The organism is Bacteroides sp. Ga6A2 (assembly GCF_000702225.1).
Lineage (GTDB): Bacteria > Bacteroidota > Bacteroidia > Bacteroidales > Bacteroidaceae > Ga6A1.
This window is the reverse complement of record NZ_KL370874.1, coordinates 159872-166430: the sequence shown is the minus strand read 5'-3', so window position 1 is coordinate 166430 and position 6559 is coordinate 159872. Positions and strand designations below refer to the sequence as shown.

At 49.4% G+C, this 6559-nt stretch carries 5 protein-coding genes; all 5 read left to right on the top strand.

Annotated features, from left to right (window positions below):
* Nucleotides 1-344: transposase (locus T538_RS0116190; protein WP_031541544.1), on the top strand; the 344-nt coding region annotated here is incomplete at its 5' end.
* A gap of 210 nt (nt 345-554) precedes the next feature.
* A complete protein-coding gene (locus tag T538_RS0116185) occupies nt 555-2195 on the top strand; it encodes a RagB/SusD family nutrient uptake outer membrane protein (RefSeq protein WP_031535756.1) in 1641 nt (546 codons plus the stop codon).
* Nucleotides 2196-2298: 103 nt separating this feature from the next.
* On the top strand, nt 2299-3252 hold the full coding sequence (locus T538_RS17920; protein WP_081835059.1) for a FixH family protein: 954 nt from the start codon (nt 2299-2301) through the stop codon (nt 3250-3252).
* Between the two features lie 95 nt (nt 3253-3347).
* Complete coding sequence (locus T538_RS0116175) at nt 3348-5327, top strand: TonB-dependent receptor (protein WP_031535747.1); 1980 nt, start codon at nt 3348-3350, stop codon at nt 5325-5327.
* A 35-nt stretch (nt 5328-5362) separates the two neighbouring features.
* Nucleotides 5363-6550: a dicarboxylate/amino acid:cation symporter gene (locus T538_RS0116170; protein WP_081835058.1), complete on the top strand. Its 1188-nt coding sequence runs from the start codon at nt 5363-5365 to the stop codon at nt 6548-6550.
* Nucleotides 6551-6559: the final 9 nt, after the last annotated feature.

Genomic DNA, 6559 nt, shown 5'->3' with positions numbered 1-6559 from the left:
GTGGCAGAGCCGACTCAGAGAACAGAATCAAGGAACTGAAATACGATTTTTCTATAGACGACTTCGTATCGCACAACTTCTGGGCGACAGAAGCCTGCGGCAATTTCATAATCATGGCATACAACTTCATGTCGCTGTTTCGCCATGCATTGATGAACTCCGACAAAAAGAAGTTCCTCAAGACAATCCGCTACGAACTGATATCAACACCCGCATATCTGGGAAAGACAAAAAACAAGCACATTCTGTACTTGGCCAGGTCGTTGAAAACACGACGATCCTTCCTCTCGATATGGGAAAAACTAAAGGTTTTCTCTCTGCCATACAGCACCGAGAAATCCTAATGACCGATTTGGGTTCAACTTTCTAACTTCCTCATTGTCAATTATCAACTGTCAATTATCAATTCAAAATAATCGCCCTTCTACCATAAATATGTTAGTTAAATATACACTTAAAATGCGATTGTGAAGCCGCCGAAGTCGCCGTATCTTTGCAATGTCAAACAAACACAGAATAAAACGAGTTTAGTAACAATTAAATTAGAGTGTACAATGAAGAAAAAAGATTTATTTATTGCTGCCTTCGCGGCGGCTTCGCTTATACCAACATTGTCATCATGCTCAAGCGATGACTCAGTGAAGAATCAGGTTACCGACGAAAACGTAGTTGCCGACGATGCCAGCGCGCTGTCGCTTGTGAACGGCGTTTACAGCCACTGGCAGCCGCTAAGTTCGTCGTTCTCGTTCATCGTTGAACTTAACTCAAACAAACTAATATCTTTCGAGGGCGAGGAAGGAGAGCCCGGCCCGGTAAACAGCCGATTCGAGCAACTATCTTCTACATGGTATCAGGTAAAGATTTTTAACCACCTCTTCCTTGGCATCTCGCAGGACAACGAGGCGATAGCAACCGTAACAAACTCGTTAAAGGCCGGAAAGGTTTCGCAGGCTGGCTACAATGCCGCTGTTGGAAAGGCAAAGTTCCTTCGCGGACTGGCTTACCTTAAACTCGTTCAACTTTGGGGCGAAGTGCCTGTCTTTACCGAAGAGGGTGGAAGCACAACCGAGCGCAAGTCGATAGACGAGGTGTTTAACCAGATTGTGAGCGACTTTACCGCAGCCGAGGAACTGCTGAAGAACTACGACGGCGACCCTCGCGTTCCGTCAAAGCAGGCGGCTCAGGGATTGCTGGCACGAACATATCTGGTATGGGGCGACAATCCGCTTTCGCAGAGCGAGGTGGCTGCCATCGCATCATCGCAGACCGACCCTACGTTCACCAAGACCGATTCGCGCCTCGAAAAGGCTGTTGAGTATGCCGACAAGGTAATCAATAGCGGTTTGCTGAAACTCGACCCAGACTACAACAAACTTTGGGGACGCGAGTATGAGAGCAACAAACGCGGCACAAACGAGCATCTGTTTACCATTGCCCACGACGGCGACGAGTACGATGCACAGGGTAACCATCAGACACATTGCTCGTGGACATTCCCATTCCAGAACGGAGAGAACGGCACAGGCTACTCGCAGAACCACACCGAGGTTGCCGACGATAATCTGTACGACGACTGGAAGGCTGAATATCCTGACGACAAGCGTCTGGCCGAGACATACTTCACAACCGTTGTTAATCCGGAAACGGGTAAGACACATCACTACTATTCGCCAGTCTACACTCCAATCAACGGAAAGGGCGTAGACCAGAGCTATCAGGATGCCGAGAACCTTGAGATTACCCACAACTCGGTTGACCGCATCGAGATACGCTATGCCGAGGTGCTATTGACAAAGGCTGAGGCTCTTGTTCAGCTTGGCCGCAACGCCGAGGCTGCCGCTCCGTTCAACGAACTGAGAAAGCGCGCAGGCATCGAGACTGTCTCTGCACCTACATTCGACCAGATTAAGCGCGAGTGGGACTACGAGTTTACATACGAGCAGTTCTCTTTGTATAACAGTTATCGCTGGAAGGACCTGATTTCATCTGTACAGAAGGTGAAGAACTACAAGCACTTTGCTGATGACTGGAAGAATAATCAGACTTATACTGCCGATCAGGAGGCGTTCTTCACAAAGGTTCACAACCACCTGAAGGCAAAATATAACAACGTACAGGGCCGCCATTATCGCCAGCCTATACCAACAGGCTTGTCGGGCGAGAACCTTGGTATTAGTCAGAATCCCGGTTATTAATCATTATCAATTTCCGCGAGACCGGTGTTGGGGTTCGTTGTAAAGACGCCGGTCTCCTTTTTTTATCACCTAAATAGAAACTGAAATAAAACAGGATTTTAGTATGAAAAAGATTTTATTATTCTTATCGATGGCAGCAGTTGTTCTGACCTTTACGGCATGCAACTCTAACGACAACAACGGAGTGCAGGACATTGAGATTCCGGGCGTGACGCTCGACGGCGATGTTGACTGCTGCTCGGCAGAGGAGGCTCTGCAGGTTTACAAGTTCCTACAGACGGTTACAATCATTCCTGAACTTTCTATTAAGGATATTGACGATAAGTACAACGTGTTTGCATATCGTTCGGCCGACTTCCACAAGGGCTACAACGAGATATTCTTTGTTGCTACAAAGAAGAAAAACGGCAACTACGTTAAGGACTTCGACATAACAAGCATCACTCCGCTTATGCACATGAGCGCGATGAACATGTATCACAGCACACCTGTATCGGCTGGTGTCGAGACGTTCGACAACAAACCTACTGCCGTAAAGCGCGGATGGATTTCGTTCATAATGAGCACATCGGGCAAGGACACATGGGCTTTGTCTTATACAGCACGGGTGCTGAAGAGCGAGGCAAGCATCAATGATGTTGAGCAGGTGGTTAATCCGCTGCCAGACGGTCAGGACTGGGTCAAGTCGTTCAAGGTGGGCAATGAGACATTCTTCATCTCGCTCGTAAATCCAACTGAATACAAGACTGGCACAAATGCCGTAAAGGCTTACATCTCGAAGAAGAGCGCGAAGGTTACAGAGCCTTATCAGGTTGCAAGCGAGAAGTTTACAGTAGAAATTCTTCCGACGATGCCCGACATGGGCAACCACTCATCGCCAGACAACGCGGCATTTACAAAGCAGGACGATGGCAGTTATCTGGGCACTCTCAACCTTACGATGACAGGCTTGTGGCGAATCCACTTAACAGTAAAGGATGCCAACGGCAACATTGTGGCAGGCGGCGACGACTTGGACTCAGGCTTCAGCTCGCTGTATCTTGATGTAACTATTTGATTCATAATTGACAATGCACAATTGACAATTGACAATGATGACAATTGAAGATTGAAAAGCAATTGTCCATTGTCAATTTTCAATTGTTGATTCGAATGATTTTAGAATTACTATTTTCAACCCTTTATATTGCTCATAACAGTGATACCATCACCAACCAGTCGCATAACATCGACGAGGTAGTGGTGGTATCTACTTCAAACATACAGGGCGGCAAACGCTCTGTCAAGGGCAAGACGGCAAGCATCGACGAGCATCTTCAGCAACTCTCGGGCGTTAGCCTGATAAGGCGCGGAAGTTATGCGTGGGAGCCGTCGGTAAACAACATGCAGACCGAACGAGTATCGACAACCATCGACGGAATGAAGATTTTCTATGCTTGTACCGACAAGATGGACCCCGTAACATCGTACGTTGAGAGTGGTAATCTGCAAAGCATAAGCCTTAACTCCGGACTCTTCGGCAATCCGCAGAGCACAGGAAACATAGGCGGAAGCCTCGACCTCAAACTTCAGAAGGCAGGATTCGGCAAGAAACCACTACAACTGAGTGCCAACGCCGGATACGAGACAAACGGAAACGTAAGAGTGGCAGGAGTTGACGCTGCCTTATCGCGACATTCGTTCTACACAAACTTCGGAGCATACTGGCGCGATGCCGACAACTACAAGGCCGGCGGCAAGGAGGTGCTGTACTCGCAGTTTACGAAAGTCAACCTCTTTGGCAACGTGGGCTTCAGACTGAAGGAAAAGAACATCGTCGAGGGCACGCTCATCTACGACAAGGCTACGGACGTTGGCTATCCCGCCTTGAACATGGACGTCTCGAAGGCTGAGGCTTTCATCACCTCGCTGTCGTACCGAAGGCTGTTTGGCGGAGATTTTCTCACTTCGTGGGAGACAAAGGCATACTACAATCACATAACACATATAATGGACGACACCACGCGCCCCGACGTCGAGATTCACATGGATATGCCCGGCGAGAGTTGGACGGCAGGTCTGTACAGTCTGCTCGTGGCAGGCAACAGCGTTCATGATGCGCAACTGAATTACGACTTGTACTACAACCGCCTCTTTGCCGACATGACGATGTATCCCGGAGGAGCCGCGCCAATGTACATGGTAACGTGGCCCGATGTGGGAACGCTTAACACCGGACTGGCTTTCTGCGACAGGATAACGCTCTCGGGCAAGCACGCACTCAGACTCTCGGCAAAAATAGCCTTTCAGACGCAGAAACTGAACAACGAGGAGGGCTACAAGGCGCAGAAGGTTTTCTTCCCTAAGATGACGGACGAATACAGGCAGACAACCGGAAGGGTGGCACTGGGCTACTCGTTCACGCCGAAAGACTGGCTTCTGTCGGTCGGCGCAGGGTGGGGCAGTCGCGCTCCAACGGTTACCGAGGCATACGGATATTATCTCAACAATACGTTCGACCAGTTCGACTACATCGGCAATCCGGCTCTGAAGAACGAATCGGCAGTAGAGGTGAACGCATCGGCAAAGTTCAGCGGAATAAAGCGTCTGTCGCTTCAGATTGATGCCAACGCCTTCTTCTTCAGCAACTACATCATAGGGCATTTCGAGAATCGCCTCAGTGCCATGACGATAGGCGCAAAGGGCGTTAAGGTCTACGGAAACCTGAGTGATGCGCGCATCATCAATACGAACTTTACTGCCAAGTGGCAGATTCTGAAAGAATTGGAGCTGAACGGCTCGCTAGGCTATGCCATCGGAACGGATGACAATGGCGATAACCTGCCGCTAATATCGCCTTTCAGTTACGGACTTAATCTGGCTTATATCAAGGGTGATGCCCGTGTTCAGTTTGATGTAAAGGGAAATGCACGCCAGACAAACTATGCTGCGAAGTATGGCGAGAGCGAGACTCCCGAATATGTTGTGCTTGGACTGAGCGGCTCGTATAATTTTTCGCTACGCAAAGCGTTACTAACTGTGAGGGCAGGCGTCGAGAATCTGCTCGACAAGAGATATTCGGCATTTTCAGACTGGTGCGACATTCCGCAGAAGGGACGCAACTTCTACCTTAATCTGGCATGGTCGTTATGACGTAAAGTTTAGGAAGCAAAAAACAATATAAAAGGATGAAAAATATAGTAATATGGATTGGTGCGCTCGTGTTGGGCGCAGTTCTTGGAGTTTTGGAGATTGAATGGCTCAACGCGCTGTTTAATTTCATTGCATCGTCGTTTACGCGGCTGTTTCAGTTTGTGGCCGTGCCAACCATCGCGCTTGCCGTGATAACCACGCTGGCATCGCTCGGCACAAAGAACAATGCCGGAAAGATATTCGCGCACACGCTTACTTACACGTTGCTGACAACCGTTTCGGCGGCTGCCGTTGGACTGATTCTGTACATCGTCATCGCTCCCGAAAATCTTCCCGAGGAGGTGGTGAAGATGGGAAGCGTAGACGTTCCGCAGAATCTGGAGTCGCTGTCGTACTACGACCACATCTTGAATGTTATTCCGAACAACGTACTTCAGCCGTTCATCAACGGAAACGTGCTGAGTATTCTCATCATCGCCTCTTCAGTAGGACTGGCTCTCGCCTTCATGCCGCAGAGCGAGAACAAGGAGGTGCTCGTAAAGTTCTTCTCAGCCTTGCAGGAACTTCTGTTCACCCTTATCCGTGCGCTGATATGGGCATTGCCCGTCGGAATCGTTGCGTTTGCCGCCCAACTCTCGGCTCAGATTACGGCAGGCGTAATCGTCGGCTCGCTTGGCAAGTATGTGGCGGTAATCCTTGGCGGAAACATCATACAGTTCTTCGTCGTTCTGCCGCTGTTCCTTCTGGTTCGCGGACTTAATCCTCTGAAGGTGTTCAAGGCAATGTCGCCAGCCGTACTGATGGCTCTCTTCACAAAGAGTTCGGCAGCCACTCTGCCTGTAACGATGCGTTCGGCCGAGGATAATCTGGGCGTGCGCCCCGATGTGGCGCGCTTCGTCCTGCCCATCTGTACTACGATAAACATGAACGGATGCGCCGCCTTCATCTTGGTTACATCGCTTTTCGTGATGCAGAACGGCGGAACGGTTCTCACGCTCCCAACGATGCTCTTGTGGCTTGTCATTGCGGTGATTTCTGCCATCGGCAACGCCGGAGTCCCGATGGGATGCTACTTCCTAACGCTCTCGCTGATGGCAGGCAACGGCTCGCCCGTGGGCATAATGGGAATTATCCTTCCTATTTTTACGATAATTGATATGGTTGAAACAGCAGAAAACGTGTGGAGCGATTCGTGCGTTTGTGCAATAGTTAATAAGAAATAAAAACAGTAA

Coding starts and splice junctions, on each gene's coding strand:
- T538_RS0116170 (WP_081835058.1), top strand. CDS start 5,363: ATGAAAAATATAGTAATATGGATTGGTGCGCTCGTGTTGGGCGCAGTT.
- T538_RS0116175 (WP_031535747.1), top strand. CDS start 3,348: ATGATTTTAGAATTACTATTTTCAACCCTTTATATTGCTCATAACAGT.
- T538_RS0116185 (WP_031535756.1), top strand. CDS start 555: ATGAAGAAAAAAGATTTATTTATTGCTGCCTTCGCGGCGGCTTCGCTT.
- T538_RS17920 (WP_081835059.1), top strand. CDS start 2,299: ATGAAAAAGATTTTATTATTCTTATCGATGGCAGCAGTTGTTCTGACC.